The sequence below is a fragment of the Clostridium sp. N3C genome (assembly GCF_900095445.1).
In the GTDB taxonomy this organism is placed as follows: Bacteria; Bacillota; Clostridia; order Clostridiales; family Clostridiaceae; genus Clostridium_AU.
On the sequence record NZ_FMJL01000011.1, the window covers coordinates 58,454 to 78,654 of the forward strand.

Consider the following 20,201-nt stretch of genomic DNA (forward strand, 5'->3'; position numbering starts at 1 on the left):
CCATCTCGTCCTTTCTAAATCAAATTTTATTAACATACTATTGCCAGTTCTTTTCTAATTCTTCCACCATAGATTCATATTTATTCTGTATTTTATTTTTCAAAGCTTCCTCCTCTACTTTTTCACAAGCTTCATTCACATAAGTTATAGCATCTTCCTTTAAGGATCTTCTTGCAAAGGTATAAATAACCTTATCTTCCTTATCAATATGCCTATTAAGTAGATCTGCATAGCCCACCCCATTGGCTATAATATCTACCTTAGAATCCTGATCCCCATTCTTCACTCTTTCCAAAGCCTCTTCAAGACTTTTTACATATAACCTGCCTAGGTCATGTTCCACCAACATTCCGGAAATTGGCGCCCCCACTAGGGTTTCCCCTATATCATCTCTCATCTTTTTAAAGAGGATTTCCTCCTCTTTTCCATGATGATGCTTATCTGTATAGTTTCTAATAAAATCTATAATTCTGTTAAAGTCCTCATAAGGAACTTCTTGACCTTTCAAAACAGCTATACACATCTTACGTATAACACTTAAAACTCTCTTAGTAACCTTATGCTCATGCATCATAAGCTCAATTGCATCTACCATTTGCACATCTCCCTTTCTTTCAATTTATTTGTCTACATCATAACATTTATTCTTTCACTATTCTGTAACATTTATTACCACGAAATAATTATTATTCAATTTAAATCTTTTTGTAATCCAAACTTAGAGGTGATATAAAAAAAGCTTTTGCATCGGCAAAAGCTTCACTGCTCTTTATCATATTAATTATTACTTCATAAATATTATATATTTTATTAGCAGTCTTCTAAAGTATAAAAAGCTCCCTAATTTCAGATTCGCTCAACTTTGATATTAAACTCATTTCACAAGCACTGCCTTCCACTACCTTATCAAAAATCTCCCTTTTCTTTTCTTGCAGGTTATATATTTTTTCTTCTATTGTGTCCTTGCTTATAAGTTTAATTACTTGTACAGTTTTTTCTTGACCAATTCTATGTGCTCTATCTGTTGCCTGTTGCTCTACTGCAGGATTCCACCATGGATCAAAATGAATAACTATATCGGCACCAGTGAGATTTAACCCTGTACCACCGGCCTTGAGGGAAATTAAAAAAATATCCTTGGAACCAGCATTAAAGTCATTAACTAAATCATTTCTTTCTTGAGCCGGTGTGCTACCATCAAGATAGTAAAAGGCAATTTCCTTATTTCTCAACCTATCTGCTATATTTTTTAGTACTAAGGTAAATTGAGAAAATATCAGCACTCTATGTTTCTGTTTCAGCATTTCTTCTAACAACTCTTCTAGAGCTTGCATCTTTCCGCTTTCCCCTTGATAATTCTCTATAAAAAGGGTAGGATCACAGCATATTTGCCTTAACCTGATAAGTAAAGCAATAATCTGAATTTTATTTTTACTTATACCTTCAAAAAGATGCTCCGTTTCTATTGTTTTTCTTGCGGAAAGCATATATGCATTATAAAGCTTCTTCTGTTCTTCCGTCATATCCACCACAAGCTTATGCTCAATCTTAGATGGTAGTTCCTCAATAACATCTTTCTTTAACCTTCTTAATATAAAAGGTTTGATTTGCTTATTTAAAGTAGCAAGAACTTCTTCATCTTCTTCTCTTACTATAGGAATTTCATATTTTTCAATGAATTTGTGATGATTAAATAAGTATCCTGGCATAATAAAATCAAAAATTGACCAAAGCTCTGTAAGGGAATTTTCTAGAGGAGTGCCAGTAAGCGCAAAATATCCTTCAGCATTGATAGATTTTACCGCATAACTATTCTGAGAAAAAGGATTTTTGATATGTTGAGCTTCATCCAATATACAGTATTTAAAAGTAATCTTCTTGTAATTTTCAATATCTCTTCTTATTAGTGGATAGGAGGTAATCACCATATCATAATCTTGTATATTAGCCATAAGTTCTTCTCTTTCCTGAGGACTGCCTGCTATTACAATGACCTTTAACTGAGGTGCAAACTTTTCCGTCTCCCTGTACCAATTGTAAATCAAGCTGGTAGGCGCCACAACCAATGATGGCCTTTCACCTTTTTCAGATGCAATAAAAGCTATAGTTTGAAGAGTTTTTCCTAGTCCCATCTCATCAGCTAAAATTCCTCCAAAACCATAATGAGCTAAAGTTTTTAACCATTTAAATCCTTCCTTTTGATAATTTCTCATTATTTTATCTAGATTATCTGGAAGAAAATAGTTTGATTTTTTTTCTTCTTCTATCTCCTTCATGAGTTTTTTAAAAGAAAAATCCTTTCTAAAACCTTTTAGATCATCCCTCAAAGCTTCCTCCAAATAAAAGGCATTATACCTAGGTATTAAGGCACTACCTTTGGAAAAAAGCTCCTTTTCATTTAAATTTAAATACTCCATTACAGAGGCAATTTTACTAAACTCTTGGTGTTGAAGATCTACAAAGCTGCCATCCTTCAATCTATAATATTTCTTTTTTTGCCTTATAGAATTTAATATATTACTAATCTCCTTAGGATCTATATCCTCCATATGAAAATCAAATTGAAGAAGACCTTGATCACTTACCCTAACTCCACTTTTAAGATGTCTATAGTTGTAGAACCTTATATTCCTAAAGGCTTCACTGTAGTAAACTTCACTGAAACTCTTAAGACTTTCAAGCCCTTCTTCTAAGAACCTAAGTTGATCTTTGTCTTTTTCCATTAGGAATTTTTCACTTTCTCTTATGAAACCATAGCTTTCTAAGGCTTCAATAGCTTTTGTTTCCTTATCAAGATCTCTAATTATTATTCCTCTACTTATATGCAAAACTTCCTCTTTTAATGGATTTATTTCTAAATCCCCATAGCAAAACTTTACTTCTGCTACAAAGATCTCTTTCTCCTTATCTAAATATATTTTTGTTACAAGCTCTTCCTCATAAAAGGCGTTCTTAACACTTTCATCTACATATAGAGACTCACTTATTTTCTTAAGACCGGGTATAATATATGAAGCTATTTTTTGTCCTTCTTCTAAATCAAAACATATTTTTCTGCTTCTTTCACTCATTATAAAATTATATAAGGGTACATATATTTTTAACTGATCATTGGTAGGAACATAAACATTATCTTTAAAAAAGAAAAACCTACCATTGGAACTTAAAGGCCTTGGCAATTCTTCCTCATGATGCAATACTATTTCATCGTTACTACCCTTAACCTCAAAATTTAGAGGCATGTTTCCATGTACTATTTTAACCTTTTTATGCTGCTTGCCCTGAATATTAACATTTATTTCTTTATCCTTTAAAACAGTAAAGAGTCGGTTTAATTGCCTATCTGTAAAATAAGCTCTTTTGCCCTTTATAAGCATATTAGATTTCCACTCATTAGCGTCCATCATATTACTTATTTCATTTATTTCTAAAAGAAGCTCCATGAATTTTTTATCTTCAGGCAAAAACCTCTGCCCCATTGGTTTGAATGTAAATCCTTTACCAAATTCCAAAGGTTGATTTCTCTCTATAGCTTGCAAAAACTGTTTCATGTTTCTGACAACATATAGCTTATCAATGCCTATTTTTAACTCCACAGAGGATGTAATATGCTCATATATATCATAGAAATAATTAATTTCTAATTTCAGTTTATCCTTATGTTCCGAAAACTTATAAGCATTGTATTTAATATCCTTCAACAACTTATCTATTTTACTTCTTTCTATACTAAATTGTGATTTTGAATAATATTCTTTTATAAACTTTAGCATAACTGCAACAATATGTTTGCAAAATCCCATCTTTCTATGATTGTCAGCAAAAAAAGGACAATTGCAGTCCACAGAAATAAAGCCAGTTTTTTCACTTATCAATATTTCAACATAGTATTCATCATAATAGGCAGCCTCTACCGCTGCCACTATCTCATATACATAAAAAGCTTCATTCTTATAGTAGTGTTGCTGCACTTCCATTTCTGTAACCTTTCCAGCCTTATAGAAGTCCTCTCCTCGCTGGTAAATTATATTATCTGTATGCTTCTTAATTAACTTTTCTGAGATGTTCATCTCCATCCCTCAATTCTTTGTATTGTTTGCAATAATCACTATATACTACATGTTAATAATTAATCCCCATATTCTTCAAATTATATAACATTAATAAAATTTAATATTTTATTTTTCATATATTATAAATCCCCATTATATTGTAACATAAAAAAACAAACCTGTATTCTAGCAGCTAATGATGAAATTAAAAATTGAAAAACTTGAATCTCTATGAAGAATTCTATTCATACTTTTTATACTTTTTTGCGGTTTGTAGGGAATTTTAAAGAAAAAACTAATGAAAAACTACTGGTTCTTGAAATTTTCCAAATTAAAACTTGCATTTTTTTATATTTTACAATAATATAGTAGTATATCATTCTATTAAAAAAGGGTAAGGAGTTTTGCGATGGAAAAGTCTATATTTAATAAACTAGTATTACAAGAAGATTTAAAAAGAATTCTTGAAAACAAGGAAGTAATCCTTGTAGAAAGTAGAGAAGATATTCTTGATCTAGCTATGGGAAGACGTGAACAAAATATTTTTGAAGTTTCGTATGAAACTCCTGGCAAAGGCAATGTATTAGAAGCTACCGTTGTAAGATGTAAAAATGGTATTTCTATAAATTATCCTGAACCTTACATGAGAAGAAGAGAACCAAACAGTATGGTTATTGCTGATTATAAACCTACAGATAAACCTACTTTTGTAGAAAGATTCGGTTATGATTTTAGTGAACTTAGAGCTGAAACCTTTAAATGGTTACAAGAACAAGATGAACTTATATTTCTACCCTTTATGGCAGGAGGCCATGAGTACGGTTATCCATCTGTATTAATAGCTCCAGCTAATGCAGGATTTTTCGTTGGCGCATTAGCGGATATTCAGGGCTTTATTCCAAGGAGTAAAATACCAAACAACTTTACACCAAGAGCTGTTTTATACTTAGCTCCACCATTTAGACATACTCACTTTGATGGAAAGCAAGTAGTTGTTCATAACAGACTTGATAATTATCATGAAGTGTTTTCATACAATTTATATCCAGGCCCTAGTGCAAAGAAAGGTGTTTACAGCATATTACTAGATATCGGTGAACAGGAAGGTTGGTCAACACTACATGCTTCTGCTGTTAAAATAACTACCCCTTACGAAAATACCTTTACTATCATGCATGAAGGTGCTAGCGGTGGTGGTAAGAGCGAAATGACAGAGCATTTCCATAGACAACCGGATGGAAGCCTGCTAGTGGGTACCAATTTAGTAACTAATGAAAAATTGTACATTGAATTAAAAGATGCTTGTGATTTGCAACCGGTAACTGATGATATGGCTTTAGCCCTACCATCCTTACAAAATGGCAGCAAATTAGTTATTAAAGATGCTGAAAATGGTTGGTTCTTAAGAATAGATCACATAGATGAATATGGTAAAGCTCCAGAAATTGAGAAATTAACTATATATCCACCAGAACCTTTAATATTCCTTAACATAGACGGAAAGCCTGAAGCTACCTGTCTTATTTGGGAACATACTCTAGATGCTCCTGGCAACCCTTGTCCAAATCCTAGAACTATATTGCCAAGAAAATTTATTCATGGTGTTGTGGATGAGCCTGTAGAGGTTGACATAAGAAGCTTTGGTGTTAGAACTCCACCAACTACAAAGGATAAGCCTAATTACGGTATAATAGGTATATTCCATATACTTCCTCCAGCTTTAGCTTGGTTATGGAGAATGGTAGCTCCTAGAGGACATGCAAACCCAAGCATTACAAGCAGCGATGGTATGAGCAGTGAAGGTGTAGGTTCCTATTGGCCTTTTGCTACAGGAAGAATGGTTGACCAAGCAAATATATTATTAAAGCAGATTTTATCAACACCTGATACTAAATATATATTAATACCTAACCAACATATAGGTGCTTACCGTGTTGGTTTTATGGGACAATGGATAGCAAGAGAATACTTATCTAGAAGAGGTAACTTCAACTTTATAAAGGAACCATTGGTATCTTCAAGATGTCCATTACTTGGTTACGCCTTGGAGTCCTTAAGAATTGATGGTCAAACTCTACCAAAGGATCTTCTACAAGTAGATCTTCAGCCAGAAGTGGGAACAGAAGGTTACGACGCCGGTGCAAAAATCTTAACTGATTTCTTCAAGACAGAATTAGAGAAATTCCTAGTACCTGATCTTGATCCATTAGGAAGACAGATTATTGAAACTTGCTTAAGGGACGGTTCATTACAAGAGTATGTTGATTTAATAAAATAAAAAATAGGTTTTGCTACTATATAATGCCCCAAAAAGTATAACTTTTTGGGGCTATTTATATATTAGGATTATAATTATATCCAATAGAAATTTCTTATAAATTAAAAGGGCTGCTACAAATAATGCAACGCCCCTATCTCTGTTATTATCTTACTTGACTTCCTGTTGGAAGATCACCATCAATAGTTGCAACAAATAGCTTACTGTCTTCATCGTCAGAAGCCGCTAGTATCATACCTTGTGAAAGTTCACCTCTTAATTTAACCGGCTTAAGATTTGCAACTAGAATTATGGATTTTCCTACTAGATCCTCAGGCTTATAATATTGAGCTATACCGGATACTACTTGTCTTACCTCTCCACCTAAATCTACTTTTAGTTTAAGTAACTTTTTAGCTCCCTTTATAGGTTCACATTCAAGAACTTTAGCTACTCTTAAATCTATTTTTTCAAAATCTTCTATAGTTATTTCTTCTTTAAGAGGTTGCATAGAAGGTTTATTTGCTGTAGCAGCTTCCTTTAAACTTGCTTCTTTTAATGCCTCTAGCTCTGCTAACTTCTTCTCTACATCTATTCTTGGGAAAATTACCTCTCCCTTCTTAACCTTAGTACCAGCTCTTGTACCATCAAAAGCAGATAAACTATTCCAAGTAGTTAGCTCAATGTTAAGCTGCTCATTGATCTTAGCACTGGTAGTTGGTAGGAAGGAGGATATTAATGTAGAAATAAATCTTAAGGATTCTACTAGGTTATAAAGCACTGTGCCTAGTCTTTCCTTTTTGCCTTCATCCTTAGCTAAGATCCATGGTGTAGTTTCATCAATATACTTATTAGCTCTTCCTATAAAGTCCCAAATCTTCTCTAGAGCTTCTGGAATCCTCAATTTATCAATAGCTTTATCCACTTCCTCTGGTGTTCTTAACGCCATTGTTATTAAATCATCGTCTATTTCTTCCTTAGCAGTTGGTGCTGGTATAACACCATCAAAATATTTATCTATCATAGCCACTGTTCTAGATACAAGGTTTCCTAAGTCATTAGCTAAATCAGAATTTATCTTTTTTATAAATATTTCAGTTGTAAAGTTTCCATCGGAACCAAAAGGTATTTCTCTTAGTAAATAATATCTTACTGCATCTACTCCAAAATTCTCTACTAAGACTACTGGGTCTATTACGTTACCCTTAGACTTAGACATCTTTCCTCCATCTACTAGGAGCCAACCATGTCCGAATACCTGCTTTGGTAGCTCTAAGCCTAAAGCCATCAACATAATTGGCCAATAAATTGTATGGAATCTTAGAATATCCTTACCTATCAAATGAACATCCGCAGGCCAATATTTTTCAAAGTCATTATATTCATCGTTACCATAGCCTAGAGCTGTTATATAGTTAGATAAAGCATCTATCCAAACATAAATTACATGACCAGGATCAAATTCTACTGGTATACCCCAATTAAAGGAAGTTCTTGACACACACAAATCCTGAAGTCCTGGTTTTAAGAAATTGTTAACAATCTCATTCTTTCTTGATTCTGGCTGAATAAAGTCTGGATTTTCTTCTATATGCTTAAGGAGTCTATCAGCATATTTGCTCATTTTAAAGAAGTAAGCTTCTTCCTTTGCCTTTTCTACTGGTCTTCCACAGTCAGGACACTTACCATCTTTAGCTTGTGTCTCAGTCCAGAAAGCTTCACAAGGTGTACAGTACCAGCCTTCATAAGCTCCCTTATAAATATCCCCTTGTTCATATAACTTTATAAATATATCTTTTACGGCCTTCTCATGATAGTGATCTGTAGTTCTTATAAATCTATCATAGCTTATATCCATTAACTTCCACAACTCTTTTATTCCTGCCACTATCTTATCTACATATTCCTTTGGTGTAACTCCCTTTTCCTCTGCAATTCTTTGAATCTTTTGTCCATGTTCATCAGTACCAGTAAGAAACATTACGTCATAACCTTTAAGCCTTTTAAATCTTGCTAGGGCATCGGCAGCTACTGTTGTATAAGTATTACCTATATGTAGATTAGCTGATGGATAGTAAATTGGCGTTGTAATGTAATATGTTTTTTTACTCATTTTAATTCCTCCTTCTCCTTGCTATTATATTTCTAATTCACTCTACAGGAAGCTTCGTAAATTAAAAAAGCCCTATGCAGATTAAAATCCACATAGAGGCGTAATATACGCGTTACCACTCTAATTCATATCTGCGTCGCCACAGATAACTCACTAAGTGACTCCACCTTGTGCAAGACCAGGCTTTTATCACCTTACAGTTAACGGCTGTTACCGTACTGCCCTACTTTTAAAAAAGTTTCAAGCAGTCAACTCCGGGGCCATGTTCATAAATTTTCCTGTCACAGGCTTTCACCTAACCCTGCTCTCTTTTAGACACTCCAATTTACTACTCTTCCCATCATAGTTTTTCATGTTTATAATAATATATTGTTTGTAAATTGTCAACTTTATATCCAGATGTCTTATAAGCTGAAACTTTAAAATTGTACTAAATTGGTGTAATATAATTATATTATAAAGAGAAAAGGAGTGATATAATGAAATATCCAATAGATCTCCATACCCATACTATAGCCAGTGGCCATGCTTATTCAACCATAATGGAAAATGCTCGATATGCTAGCGATATAGGAATGAAAATTCTTGGTACCGCAGATCATGGTCCAAATATGCCTAATGCTCCCTATATATGGTACTTCGGCAATTTTAGAGTACTTCCTAGAAAGCTTTTTGGCGTTACTATGCTCTATGGTTGCGAAGCAAATATTATAGACTATGATGGAAATCTAGATCTTCCATTGGATTATCAAGAGAAAATAGATTTTATGATTGCAAGCATTCATCATCCTGTAATGGAGCTCAACCAAAACCCTGAACTTAATACACAAGCTTTCTTAAAGGTAATGGATAACCCTAATGTTCACATATTAGGTCACATAGGTAATCCACTCTTTCCTATATATGAAGAAGAAGTGGTTAAAAAGGCCAAGGAGAAAAATATACTAATCGAGATAAATAACAGCTCTTTCTCTGGCTCTAGACCTGGCAGTAAGGATATCTGTAAAAAGGTAGCTCTTTTATGTAAGGAATATAAAACAATGATAATCCTAAATAGCGACGCTCACTTTTGCCATTCTATCGGTAATTTTGATGAGGCTATTAAGATGCTAAATGAAATAAATATGCCAGAGGAGCTAATTATCAATAACAGTGAAGAAAAATTATTGGATTTCCTAAGAAGTAAAGGAAAAGAAATATAGCTGCTTATTCTAAAACTTTTCCTTATGGTTCAATACTTTTTTATAACAAAGCAACATAAAAAGGCTGGTCAAGAAATCTTGACCAGCACCCTTATTTTATATAAGTATTCAAAAGCTTTTCTATATTAGAATTTATCTCATCCACATTTACATCAGCCTTTGTTTCATCTTTTATAGCATACTTTTCTTTTAGACTTAAAATTCTATACACACTTTCATCTATTCTTTCCTCTGTTATTTTACCTTCCGATACTGCCTTTTTCAAAGCTTCTATTACTTCAATTTGCTTATCTTTATCATGACAAACTAGCACTATATCAACACCAGCTAATACTGATTTTACCGCCGCTTCACCTATTCCATAATTATTTATAATAGCTCCCATAGTCATATCATCGGTGATAACTATCCCTTTAAAATTCATCTTTTCTCTTAATATATCAGTAATTATAGTTTTAGACATAGAAGATGGATTTTCCTTATCTATCTCTGGTAATAAAATATGGGCAATCATTACTACTTCTGCCCCATTATTAATAGCCTTTTGGAATGGTAGAAGCTCTAAACTTTCTAACCTAGATAAATCATGGCTTAGGGAAGGAAGTCCTTTATGAGAATCCTCTGCCGTATCTCCATGTCCAGGAAAATGCTTTACTACAGGTATGACCTTTCCTTGCTGCAATCCTTTCATCGTTTCAACTCCAAGACTGCTTACTATCTCTGCCTGTGAACTAAAAGACCTATCTCCGATAACAGGATTATTAGGGTTGCTATTAACATCTAATACCGGTGCAAAATTCATGTTAAAACCAAAGGTTCCTATCTTATTAGCCATAGCTTTTCCAATTTCATAAGAAAACTGCTTATTGTTTACGTCACCTATACTCTTATTGCTAGGAAATTGATCAAATTCTCTTGGCATTCTAGTAACTCTGCCCCCCTCTTCATCTATAGATAAAAAAAGAGGTATGGTATTTTTAGAATTTTCCACCTTAATTGAGTTTAAAAGTTTTAGTAATTGGGAACTACTTTCAACATTTTTAGAAAATAAGATAAAACCGCCTACCTTATATTTATCTATAAACTCTACCGTATTAGGATTAATTTCATATCCCTCAATACCAACTATAAGCATTTGACCAATTTTTTCTTCCAAGGTCATTGTTTTAATTTTCTCTTTAATTAACTCTACCGCTTTCACTTCTTCCTCCTTTTCCTTACTAAAATTCTCTTCTATTGTCATTTGCTTATCTTTACCTTCCCTATTTTCATTTTTAGTAATTATTCCGCATCCTAAAATAGTAGCCAGTGACAGAGTTATTACTAATAATACAATTATATTTTTTAACATAATTATGCTCCTTTACAAAAAAATAAAACTCTAATTATTAATATCATGTTTTGAGCTACCCTGCCTTATCCTTAGTATCTTTTCAACAGTATACCATATTCTTCCATAATATATCAGTTTTTCATATCCTTTCAGTAAGATAACTAAGAATTTAAAAGCAAAGAAAAAAGGGAGACCTTTCTCCCTTTTTAATAATTACTGTTATTATCCTTTGGCTTCTTACCAACTGCCGCAAGGTATATAACAAATTCCTCTTCTCCATCTAACTGTAATACTTTATTTATATATTGCTGATTGTAATTTCCTATAACACAGGTGCCACAATTTACTGATTCACCGGCTATATAAAGGTTCTGACAAATATGGCCCACATCAAAAGGAAGGTTTTTATGAGCAATTATATCATATTTATATTCGGATCTATAAGATATATAAGTCCATGCAAAAAATATGGCGGCCTTATCAGCAAAATGTGGAATATATGGTTTATCCGGTGTGGCTTGATCTATTACACTCTCAATATTGTCTAAGGGATATATTAAGTAAAGTGAATGTCTCAAGGGTAAATACTTGTATACACCCTTTTCTAAACCTTCAACCCTATTTATTAATAAGTATGTTTCAAAGGAGTATACCGTATCATTATTAGAATCATTTTTCAAAGTTCCAATATCATCCCCTATAATGCACTTAATCCCTTGAGTAGCCCATAGCATATAGGATAACTCATCTAAGGTAATGTATTCACCAGAGTAAACTCTAACACTCCTTCTATCATTAATACAATCATACAAATCATACTTAGTAATAACTTCTCTCCTCATCTGAGGCAAATCAATAACCTTTTCATCTTCAATGTAAGTTTTTGACATACTAGGCTGTGGCATTTTATTTTGTCTATCTGTTATTATTTGTCGCAAAACATTGTGATTAGCTTTCAAAAATGGCCTATGGGCACTAAATCTATTCACTTTAAACACCACACCTTTCTTTGAGGATTTATCATTCCCCTAAAACCTACAGGGTGCCACCGTTATTTGATATATATTCCTCTATTTCCTCTATAGTTTTGATAATTGAACTAGAAAGAACCTCACAACCATTTTCAGTAACTACTACATCGTCCTCAATTCTTATGCCGATGCTTTCTTCTTCTATATATAAACCCGGTTCTACTGTTAGCACCATTCCTGGCTTTAATACCACTTCTCTGCTACCAACATCATGGGTATCTAAGCCTAAATGATGACTAACATTATGATAATAGTACTTAGATAGCTCTTCATCAGTATGAGCTAAACCTAATTTACTTAGTTCCTCTAAAAATACCCTTCTCGTTACTAAATTTAATTCTTTAAAAGGAACCCCAGGAGCTATAGCCTTAATAGTTTCCTGCTGCGCTTTTAAAACTATATTATAAATCTGTTTTTGCCTATCTGTAAACTTTCCTGATACAGGAAAGGTTCTAGTGATATCAGCATTATAATAATTTACTGCTGCCCCTAAATCCATTAAAATCATTTCATTTTCGCCGATAAGGTCATTATTATCACTATAATGAAGCACTGTAGCATTCTTTCCAGAGGCTGCTATTGTTTTAAAGGCAAAATCCTTTACTCCATTAGTTTTCAATACAAAATCAAAATAAGCTTCCACTTCATATTCTCTCATGCCTACCTTGGCATTTCTCATAGCATTTAGTATACCTTCTCCAGTAATAGCTATGGCTTTTCTTATCTCATCAATCTCATCCTTTGATTTTATCATCCTCAATTCAGATAAGATAGGATATGCATTTTTGATAAATAAGTAAGGATACTTTTCCTTTAATTCATCAGCAAGCTTTTCTGCTACAGTTTTTTCCTCTTCATAGCTAGATCTTTCCAAGTCTAAATATATATCCTTTATATTCCCCGAAATAAGAGTTTTATGAATATATGAATGAAAGTCTTCTTTATATGATACCTTGTCAATACCAGACCTTTCCTTAGCTTCTTGCTCACTTATAGTCTTTCCAACCCACTTTTCCATTACTGGGTCAGCCTTATGAATAAATATTATAGTTTCTATATTTCCATTAATTTTACTTAATACTACTACAAGGTCTTTTTCATCAATTCCCGTGATGTAGAAGAAGTTTCTATTTACAGAAAAAGCATACATTTCATCTGCACTTTTCTTTGGCGGATTGCCAGAAAACAATATACAGATTGAATCATCAGATAATCTATCATAAAACTTCTTTCTATTTGCTATAAATAGTTCTTTATCCATTAAAAAATCCTCCAGTCGATTATGCTAACAACATTATACATTCAATTTTTTATTTATACAACATTCATTGCAAAAAGAACTCTTATGGAAAGAGTTCTTCGTAAAATACTTTATTTCTAGGACTTTTTCTTCTTTTCTTTTAACATTCCTATAGTTACTCCAAAGATAATTCCCAATACCCCTCCTGCAGAAAGTCCTAGCATAACGTTGTTGAATAGTGCTCCAATGAAAATACCAAGACCACTGCCAAAGCAAATACCTAAAGCAACATATTTGTTTTCATCCGAAACTGTGTTTATTGATTTTGCTTTATCTATGTTTTCTTCCATGTACCATATACCCCCTCAATTATTCTCTATGTCCCAAATAACCATTCATATATAAGACGTTAAAATACTTAAAAAAGTTTTGTTTTTACCTAATTTTTAATAAATTTTTTCGACAAGTTTTACAGTTCAATAGAATCAAACCACTTTTTCCCTACACTTAGTATTAGATAGTATAGAACTATATCAATTCCACCAAATACAAGGACTATAAGTGCAAAGGCATACCATAATCCTAAGGATAAAATTATTATCAAAATTGCTGTGGCTACAGCTAAGATCATACTACCAAACATCACTATCATAAAATTCATATTCTGTTTTACAGCCTTCTCTTCATTATCCCAATTTAACTTAGGGAACTTCAATTCTAATAGTATTCCTACAAAAGAAGTCAATAGTATACCTAAAATGCTAACTATTAGGCCAGTTATAATTAGTTTTGGAACAAAACCTATATAAGCAAAGGCAGCTAACAGAGTTATTAATACAGATATAGAACTTAATATAACAGCTGGTATTATTCTAGCTATGATTTGATCTTTAAAGCTTAAAGGTATATATTTACTTACAAATAGATTCTGTCCATCTCTAGAAATGGAGGTAGATGCTACACCACTGCTTCCAGAAAAAAGCACTGACATTGCAAATATAACCACTAAAGCAATTCCTAATATACTGTTGTTTTTCATTAGTTCCAAAATAGTATTTCCTTCTTCACTATTCAACGCCCCAGAACCTAACATACCTATAACTACAAAGATAGGCCATATCATACCGCTTATAACACAATTCAATAAATAGGATGGAGTTCTAAATAGTATTCTAAATTCTTTTAGCATAAAGGCCTTCATAGCAGAATTCTTTTGCAAATTCTTGTTCATCTGCTCTTTAGATAATTTTTTTCTTTTTGAATATACCTCTGAATTTCCAAGAGCTCCTTTGAAATATAATAATTCTCCTACTATCATAAATATCATTACTGCTGCTACACTAATAACAATGAATAGCAATAAATTTATTATTCCCTTTATAGCTGCATTATGAATTAATGCCAAAGAAGCTAATTCAGCTGTGGGAAACAATTTAGCTACCAAAGAAACTAAAGAATTATCTCCTTCAGTTAAAAGTTGTAGCATAGCCTGTTGATCAGTGGATGTATGATCCATATTCTGACTAAACATAGATGTTCCTATAGCAATAGCTATTCCTAATATACCAGCTAATATTCTAAGGGCATCCTTATGTTTACCCAGGTTAGTAAATCTCATTATCACCATATTTATTAATGAAGCTAGCACTAAGGGTACTATTGGTATAAGTATAAATAATACAAGGGCATATAAATAGAATAAAGGTCCTGCTCCACTTCTTACTCCGTAAACTCCAACTGCTGGTAACAATATTATAAGCTCTGTAATATACTCATAAACAAGTACCGTTATAAACTTTGCTCCTAGAATTTGAGAAGGCTTTAAAGGAAGCGGTAACAACAGTTCTACGTCTTTTGCAAAGTAAAACACTGCTAAAACATAAAATATACCAAATATAAATGTGGCTAAACTTACACCAGCTATGGCTAAGGTTAAAATAACACCTTGCTGATTTACTTGTGCAAGAGTGCCATACATTTCATCAAAAAGCATAGCTAAGGGTAAACTAAAAGAGCCTGCAAAAATCACAATTAAAAGTAAAATTAGAACTACTCTTGGAATTCCTTTTTTCTTCTTTTTGTCCCCTTGGGAAAGGGAAGTTTTCAATAATATCTTTGTTAATTTCCATAACTTACTCATGATCTGTCAACTCCAAAAACATTTTTTCTAGAGACTCATTACTCTTGAAATGTTCTCTCATTTCCTGTATTGTACCGCAGAAGGATATTTTTCCTTTATTAATAATAGCTACCCTATCACATACCTTTTCTGCTACCTCTAGCACATGGGTAGAAAAAAATACAGTCTTGCCATTGTCCGCTTGTTCTCTCATCATCTCCTTTAATATGTATGATGATTTTGGATCAAGGCCTGTTAAAGGTTCATCTAAAATCCAAGTATTAGGCTCATGTACTAGTGCTCCCATAATAACGATTTTTTGTCTCATACCATGAGAATAACTTTGGATTTGATCTCCTAAGGCATTAGTCATTTCAAAACGTTCTGCTAGATTTTCAATTTTTTCTTTTCTTTTATCTGTTGGAACATCGTAAATATCTGCTATGAAATTTAAGTATTCAATACCTTTCAATCTTAAAAACATGTCTGGACTATCTGGCACATAAGCAAATTCCTTCTTTGCCTCTAGAGGTTTCTCACTAATATCTATACCGTTTATTTTAATAGTTCCCTCATCCTTATTTATTATTCCAGTTATCATCTTGATTGTAGTAGTTTTACCAGCACCATTAGGTCCTAAAAAACCAAAGATCTCTCCATCATTAATGGTAATATTAATATTATCTACAGCCTTGTCTTTACCATTATAGCTTTTACTTACATTTTGCAGTTCAATCATAATATACCCCTCTCTCTACATTTAGTTTAAAGCGGTAAATCTAAATAGATACCCATATAATCAACCGCTAACTTTATTATACATATTTTTCATTTATTAATCAAGGTATTTTTATCTTTTTATAAGTTATTTTTTATCACTTTACGGATTGTAATTAAACTTTTTATATTTTTAATATTTATTTAAAATATAATTCTTGTTAATGTTATCGCCATAATAATAGCAGTAAGGTCTGCTAAAATAGCAGCCCAGAGGGTATGTCTTATCTTTTTTACTCCTATAGCTCCATAGTATACAGTTAAGGTATAGAAAATAGTTTCTGTTGTTCCCATTATTATAGAAGCTATTATTCCGATAAAGGTATCTGGTCCATATTGCTTCAATATATCTGTAAAAACCCCCATAGCTCCACTACCAGAAAGAGGCTTAATAAAGATCAAAGGTACAATTTCCTTAGGTAAGCCTATAACTTTAACTATTGGAGCCATGAAAGAAGTAAAAATATCCAAGGAGCCTGAAGCTCTAAAAACGCCTACAGCTACAAGCATTGCCAGTATGTAGGGAAATATTCTTACGCAAATAGAAATTCCATCTTTAGCTCCTTCTACAAAACATTCATAAACTTTCACACCTTTAACTATGCCATATAAGGTAACAGCACCAACTATTATAGGGATTATAGCTAAAATAATATAATTCATAGGAATACCTAAACCTCCTAAAAGAACTTTTCAAGTATCTTACAGCATATAATTCCAACTATACAAGCTATAGCTGTAGCCATTATAGCTGGAAGTATTATCACTCCTGGATTCTTTGATCCCGCTGCAGCCCTTAAAGAAATTACAGTAGCAGGCAACAATTGCATGCAAGCTGCGTTCATAACAAGGAACAAGGCCATATCGTCGCTAGCGGTATCCTTTTTTTGATTTAACCTTTGCATTTCCTCCATAGCCTTTATACCAAAGGGAGTGGCAGCGTTAGATAGTCCCATCATATTAGCAGTTAAATTCATAACTATGGCTCCTAGAGACCTTTTATCCTTCCCTGCCTCCTTGTAAATCCTCTTTAAAATTGGCTCCATCAACCGAGCTAATTTTAAAGTTAATCCGCTTTTTTCAGCTATTTTCATCACACCACACCATAGACATAAAAGACCTACCATGCCTATAATTAGCTCTACAGAATCATTAGCTGCCTTAATTATTGACTGTGATATTAATTCACCTTTACCGGTAAACAATCCAGTTAGGATTCCACAAATCAGTATTAAGAACCATATGTAATTAATCAATTTAAACCTCCTAAAAAACTTGATTCCTATGACATTTATATGATTTTTTTCTATGGTTACGAACCAAATCATTAATTTAAATTTCAAATATTACTTTATTATTGAAATTGGTATTATTAAGTGATACCATTTATATTAGCATCAATAAAAAATGGAGGATAAAATGATTTTAAGAGACATAATGAAATATATAGAAAGCGAATATGAAGTGATCAACAAAACTCCTTGCGAAGTATGCGGAGGAGAGTTTATTGCAGAAGGACTTCAAATTTCTCTTGTGGATGGAGATCCCTTTGATATTTGCGAATGTGTTTGCTCCAGCTGCGGTCATGAAAGGGAGTTTATGTTTTTCGCTCCTTTCATATATGATAAATCCTACAATTATAAACATAATCTAAACTAAAGGAGATAACTTACTATGACAGAAAACAACTTAGATTTGGTAAGACAAGATATCGATGAAGCACTAAAACTTATTGAGGATATGGAAGTAGCCTTAACTACAGAAGAATCCCCAAGAGAAATTATTAAAGAAAAGTTTAACTTTTTATCTAAAAAGGTTCAAGAGTTAGAGAACCTACTAAAATCTGAAGGAATTATTTAAGAATGGCAGCCTTATAAGTTACATCTCATAAGGCTGCCATTCCAATTGTAAACTAAATCCATATTCCTTAAGCCATTTAATTCTTTTTTTATAATCTGGCATATACTTTTCAACTTCTTGCCAATAAGCATTGGAATGATTTCTATGGATTATATGACAAAGTTCATGAACTACTACATAATCCAATACCTCTAAGGGAGCCATAATAAGCTTCCAATTATAATTGATATTGTTTTTACTTGAGCAACTACCCCAAAGAGTTTTTTGTCCTTTTATAAAGACCCTATTAACTGTTACACCAATAAGCTTACTGTAAAACTCCGTTCTCTCTTTTAAAAGACTTTTAGCCATTTTCTTATATAAGTCTATAATTATTTTCTTTGCAGCTTCTTTTCTAGGCTCTCCTTCTAAGTAATGAGGCAAAACAAGCCTAAATTCACCTTTATCAAAGCCTGCTCCTATCCTATTGCCTTTATCATATTCTACTACTAAAGGATAAGACTTACCTAAATAAAGCAATCTTTCTCCGGTCTTAAATTCTAGATAAACCCTACTTGAAAGGCGTTTTTCTATCACATCTAACCTTTCTGTAATCCACTTTTGCTTATCTTTTAAAAACTTATTAATATATTCATTACTGCAATTAATGGGCGCTTTAATTACAATTTCCTTTTTATCATTTATAGATAATTCTATAGTTTTTCTTTTGGATTTAATCACATTATATTGAATAATTCTATCTTCTAATCGAAAATTTTCCAAATACATTTCCTCCAATACCAAATTTTATTGTATAATTTAACTATCATTTATATGAAAAATACTTTGTAATATTAGTTTTTCTATATACGCCCTTCAATAACTTTTCTAGGAGGACAACAGGAAATGAAAAAGAAAAGAACCATTATAGTAATTGTTATATTAATATTATTAGCTTATATATCTGGTCAATTGAACATAAAAAAATCCGCAAAAAATAGTGAAAAAACTAGTGGATCTACTAAAGCCAAAGATAAATATACTACATCAAAAACTAAATATTCTAGCTTAAAATATCCAGCAAAAATAGAAAAAGATTTCCTAGATGCTAAATCTGACAACAATAAGGCATCAGAAACAACGATGATTAATATAGAGGCGCCTCATACTAAAAAATGGGGGAACACTCCAGGAAATATCCTAAATCATGGCTTCTTTGCTTTTCAAGATGGTTACTTATATTTTAATAGTCCAAATTTAATAGAAAACAGTCTTCTAAAATCATCATATCCTATATATCGTACTAAAGAAGATGGTATAACTGCACTTACTAGTTTAAAAGCCATTGATGCTCCTGTTTACATTAACCTAGTTAGTGAATGGATTTATTTTTGCACTACTCCCAATGGAGAATTGTACAGAATGAAGATTAACGGTACAGAATTAGAGGTTATATCTACTACACCAACTAGCAATTTAATTATTTATGATAATGTACTTTATTATATTCAAAACAACAATATATATAAAAGTAGCATCAACAATTTACAGGAAAAGCAGTTAATAGTTGAGAAAGCCAATTATTTCACCCTTTCTGAAGATGGAAAAAATATATTCTATTGCTCTTTTGATAATAATTCTTATAAAGCCTTATCAAATAGCTATGGCAATAGCATATATTCTATTGAAACTAATGGTAAAAACAAAAAGCAAATATTTACTAGTAGTAATGATACTAATATAGAATCAATTTTTGTTTATAAAAACTATCTATACTTTACTCCAGTGGTATGGGATAAAACTACTATGAGCGTAAAATCTCATATATACATTGATAAACTAGACTATACTAGTTCTAACCCTACAGTAGAAGAGTACATTTCCCTATTTGAATATGATTTTAATATAAACCTATACGAAAACTATCTATATTACACTAAAACAAACTTTAATGTACCTAGCATTACTGTTTTTAGACGAAATCTAGATGATAATTCAGAAGAGAAATTAACTGTAGACAATGTTTATTTTTTAAGTTCTGGTATATTTTGCTTCGATGATAAAGTATATCTTACAGCTTCATCTGATTTCCCTAATTCGTCCAAATACTGTAATAGTTTATACTGTTTAGATTTTCAGAAGAAAAGTATACTACAAAATAAAGGACTTAAAATGAGTTTATCAGAAACTTATGAAGAATAAGGGATATAGTGTTAATCAATCTTTAACACTATATCC

General features: G+C 32.2%; 17 protein-coding genes and 1 other annotated feature. Of the genes, 5 read left to right on the forward strand and 12 right to left on the reverse strand.

Annotated elements, in window-relative coordinates:
• Positions 1 to 37: 37 nt before the first annotated feature.
• A complete protein-coding gene (locus N3C_RS05340; RefSeq protein ID WP_074365031.1) occupies positions 38 to 595 on the reverse strand; it encodes a hemerythrin domain-containing protein in 558 nt (185 codons plus the stop codon).
• A gap of 226 nt (positions 596 to 821) precedes the next feature.
• Complete coding sequence (locus tag N3C_RS05345; protein WP_178377773.1) at positions 822 to 4,070, reverse strand: DEAD/DEAH box helicase; 3,249 nt, start codon at positions 4,068 to 4,070, stop codon at positions 822 to 824.
• Positions 4,071 to 4,461: 391 nt separating this feature from the next.
• Between N3C_RS05345 and N3C_RS05350 the strand changes: the two genes are divergently transcribed.
• Positions 4,462 to 6,330, forward strand: a complete 1,869-nt coding sequence (locus N3C_RS05350) for a DUF4914 family protein (protein WP_074365032.1) — start codon at positions 4,462 to 4,464, stop codon at positions 6,328 to 6,330.
• Between the two features lie 145 nt (positions 6,331 to 6,475).
• Here the strand turns inward: N3C_RS05350 and metG are convergent, their stop codons facing one another.
• Positions 6,476 to 8,422: a methionine--tRNA ligase gene (metG, locus tag N3C_RS05355; protein ID WP_074365033.1), complete on the reverse strand. Its 1,947-nt coding sequence runs from the start codon at positions 8,420 to 8,422 to the stop codon at positions 6,476 to 6,478.
• A gap of 91 nt (positions 8,423 to 8,513) precedes the next feature.
• Positions 8,514 to 8,775: a binding site (T-box leader), on the reverse strand.
• A gap of 126 nt (positions 8,776 to 8,901) precedes the next feature.
• Between metG and N3C_RS05360 the strand changes: the two genes are divergently transcribed.
• A complete protein-coding gene (locus N3C_RS05360; RefSeq protein ID WP_074365034.1) occupies positions 8,902 to 9,624 on the forward strand; it encodes a phosphatase in 723 nt (240 codons plus the stop codon).
• Between the two features lie 91 nt (positions 9,625 to 9,715).
• Here N3C_RS05360 and nagZ read toward each other — a convergent pair whose 3' ends face one another.
• From nagZ to N3C_RS05400, 8 genes are all read right to left on the reverse strand, one after another.
• Positions 9,716 to 10,975 carry a beta-N-acetylhexosaminidase gene (nagZ, locus tag N3C_RS05365; RefSeq protein WP_074365035.1) on the reverse strand — a complete coding sequence of 420 codons (1,260 nt, stop codon included), beginning with the start codon at positions 10,973 to 10,975 and terminating at the stop codon, positions 9,716 to 9,718.
• A 188-nt stretch (positions 10,976 to 11,163) separates the two neighbouring features.
• Positions 11,164 to 11,946, reverse strand: coding sequence for a SagB/ThcOx family dehydrogenase (locus N3C_RS05370; protein ID WP_074365036.1), 783 nt, complete (start codon positions 11,944 to 11,946; stop codon positions 11,164 to 11,166).
• A 46-nt stretch (positions 11,947 to 11,992) separates the two neighbouring features.
• Positions 11,993 to 13,249: an aminopeptidase P family protein gene (locus N3C_RS05375; RefSeq protein ID WP_074365037.1), complete on the reverse strand. Its 1,257-nt coding sequence runs from the start codon at positions 13,247 to 13,249 to the stop codon at positions 11,993 to 11,995.
• Positions 13,250 to 13,365: 116 nt separating this feature from the next.
• Positions 13,366 to 13,578: a hypothetical protein gene (locus tag N3C_RS05380; protein ID WP_074365038.1), complete on the reverse strand. Its 213-nt coding sequence runs from the start codon at positions 13,576 to 13,578 to the stop codon at positions 13,366 to 13,368.
• Positions 13,579 to 13,697: 119 nt separating this feature from the next.
• Complete coding sequence (locus N3C_RS05385) at positions 13,698 to 15,368, reverse strand: putative ABC transporter permease subunit (protein WP_083604434.1); 1,671 nt, start codon at positions 15,366 to 15,368, stop codon at positions 13,698 to 13,700.
• The gene (locus tag N3C_RS05390) at positions 15,361 to 16,086 is read right to left on the reverse strand and encodes an ABC transporter ATP-binding protein (RefSeq protein ID WP_074365040.1); all 726 of its coding nucleotides are present in this window, start codon (positions 16,084 to 16,086) and stop codon (positions 15,361 to 15,363) included. Before N3C_RS05390 ends, N3C_RS05385 begins: the two co-directional genes overlap by 8 nt.
• A 182-nt stretch (positions 16,087 to 16,268) precedes the next feature.
• Positions 16,269 to 16,787 (reverse strand): spore maturation protein, encoded by a 519-nt coding sequence (locus N3C_RS05395; RefSeq protein ID WP_074365041.1) that lies wholly within the window; start codon positions 16,785 to 16,787, stop codon positions 16,269 to 16,271.
• Between the two features lie 17 nt (positions 16,788 to 16,804).
• On the reverse strand, positions 16,805 to 17,380 hold the full coding sequence (locus N3C_RS05400; protein WP_074365042.1) for a nucleoside recognition domain-containing protein: 576 nt from the start codon (positions 17,378 to 17,380) through the stop codon (positions 16,805 to 16,807).
• Positions 17,381 to 17,543: 163 nt separating this feature from the next.
• On the opposite strand from N3C_RS05400, the gene N3C_RS05405 reads away from it, so the two are divergent.
• Together N3C_RS05405 and N3C_RS05410 are read left to right on the forward strand one after the other, a co-directional pair.
• A complete protein-coding gene (locus N3C_RS05405) occupies positions 17,544 to 17,783 on the forward strand; it encodes a metal-binding protein (protein ID WP_074365043.1) in 240 nt (79 codons plus the stop codon).
• A gap of 15 nt (positions 17,784 to 17,798) precedes the next feature.
• Entirely contained in the window at positions 17,799 to 17,984 is a 186-nt protein-coding gene (locus N3C_RS05410) for a hypothetical protein (protein ID WP_074365044.1), read from the forward strand.
• A gap of 18 nt (positions 17,985 to 18,002) precedes the next feature.
• On the opposite strand, the gene N3C_RS05415 is transcribed toward N3C_RS05410, so the two are convergent.
• Positions 18,003 to 18,746, reverse strand: a complete 744-nt coding sequence (locus N3C_RS05415) for a M48 family metallopeptidase (RefSeq protein WP_074365045.1) — start codon at positions 18,744 to 18,746, stop codon at positions 18,003 to 18,005.
• Between the two features lie 123 nt (positions 18,747 to 18,869).
• Between N3C_RS05415 and N3C_RS05420 the strand changes: the two genes are divergently transcribed.
• Positions 18,870 to 20,165, forward strand: a complete 1,296-nt coding sequence (locus tag N3C_RS05420) for a DUF5050 domain-containing protein (RefSeq protein ID WP_074365046.1) — start codon at positions 18,870 to 18,872, stop codon at positions 20,163 to 20,165.
• Positions 20,166 to 20,201 lie beyond the last annotated feature (36 nt).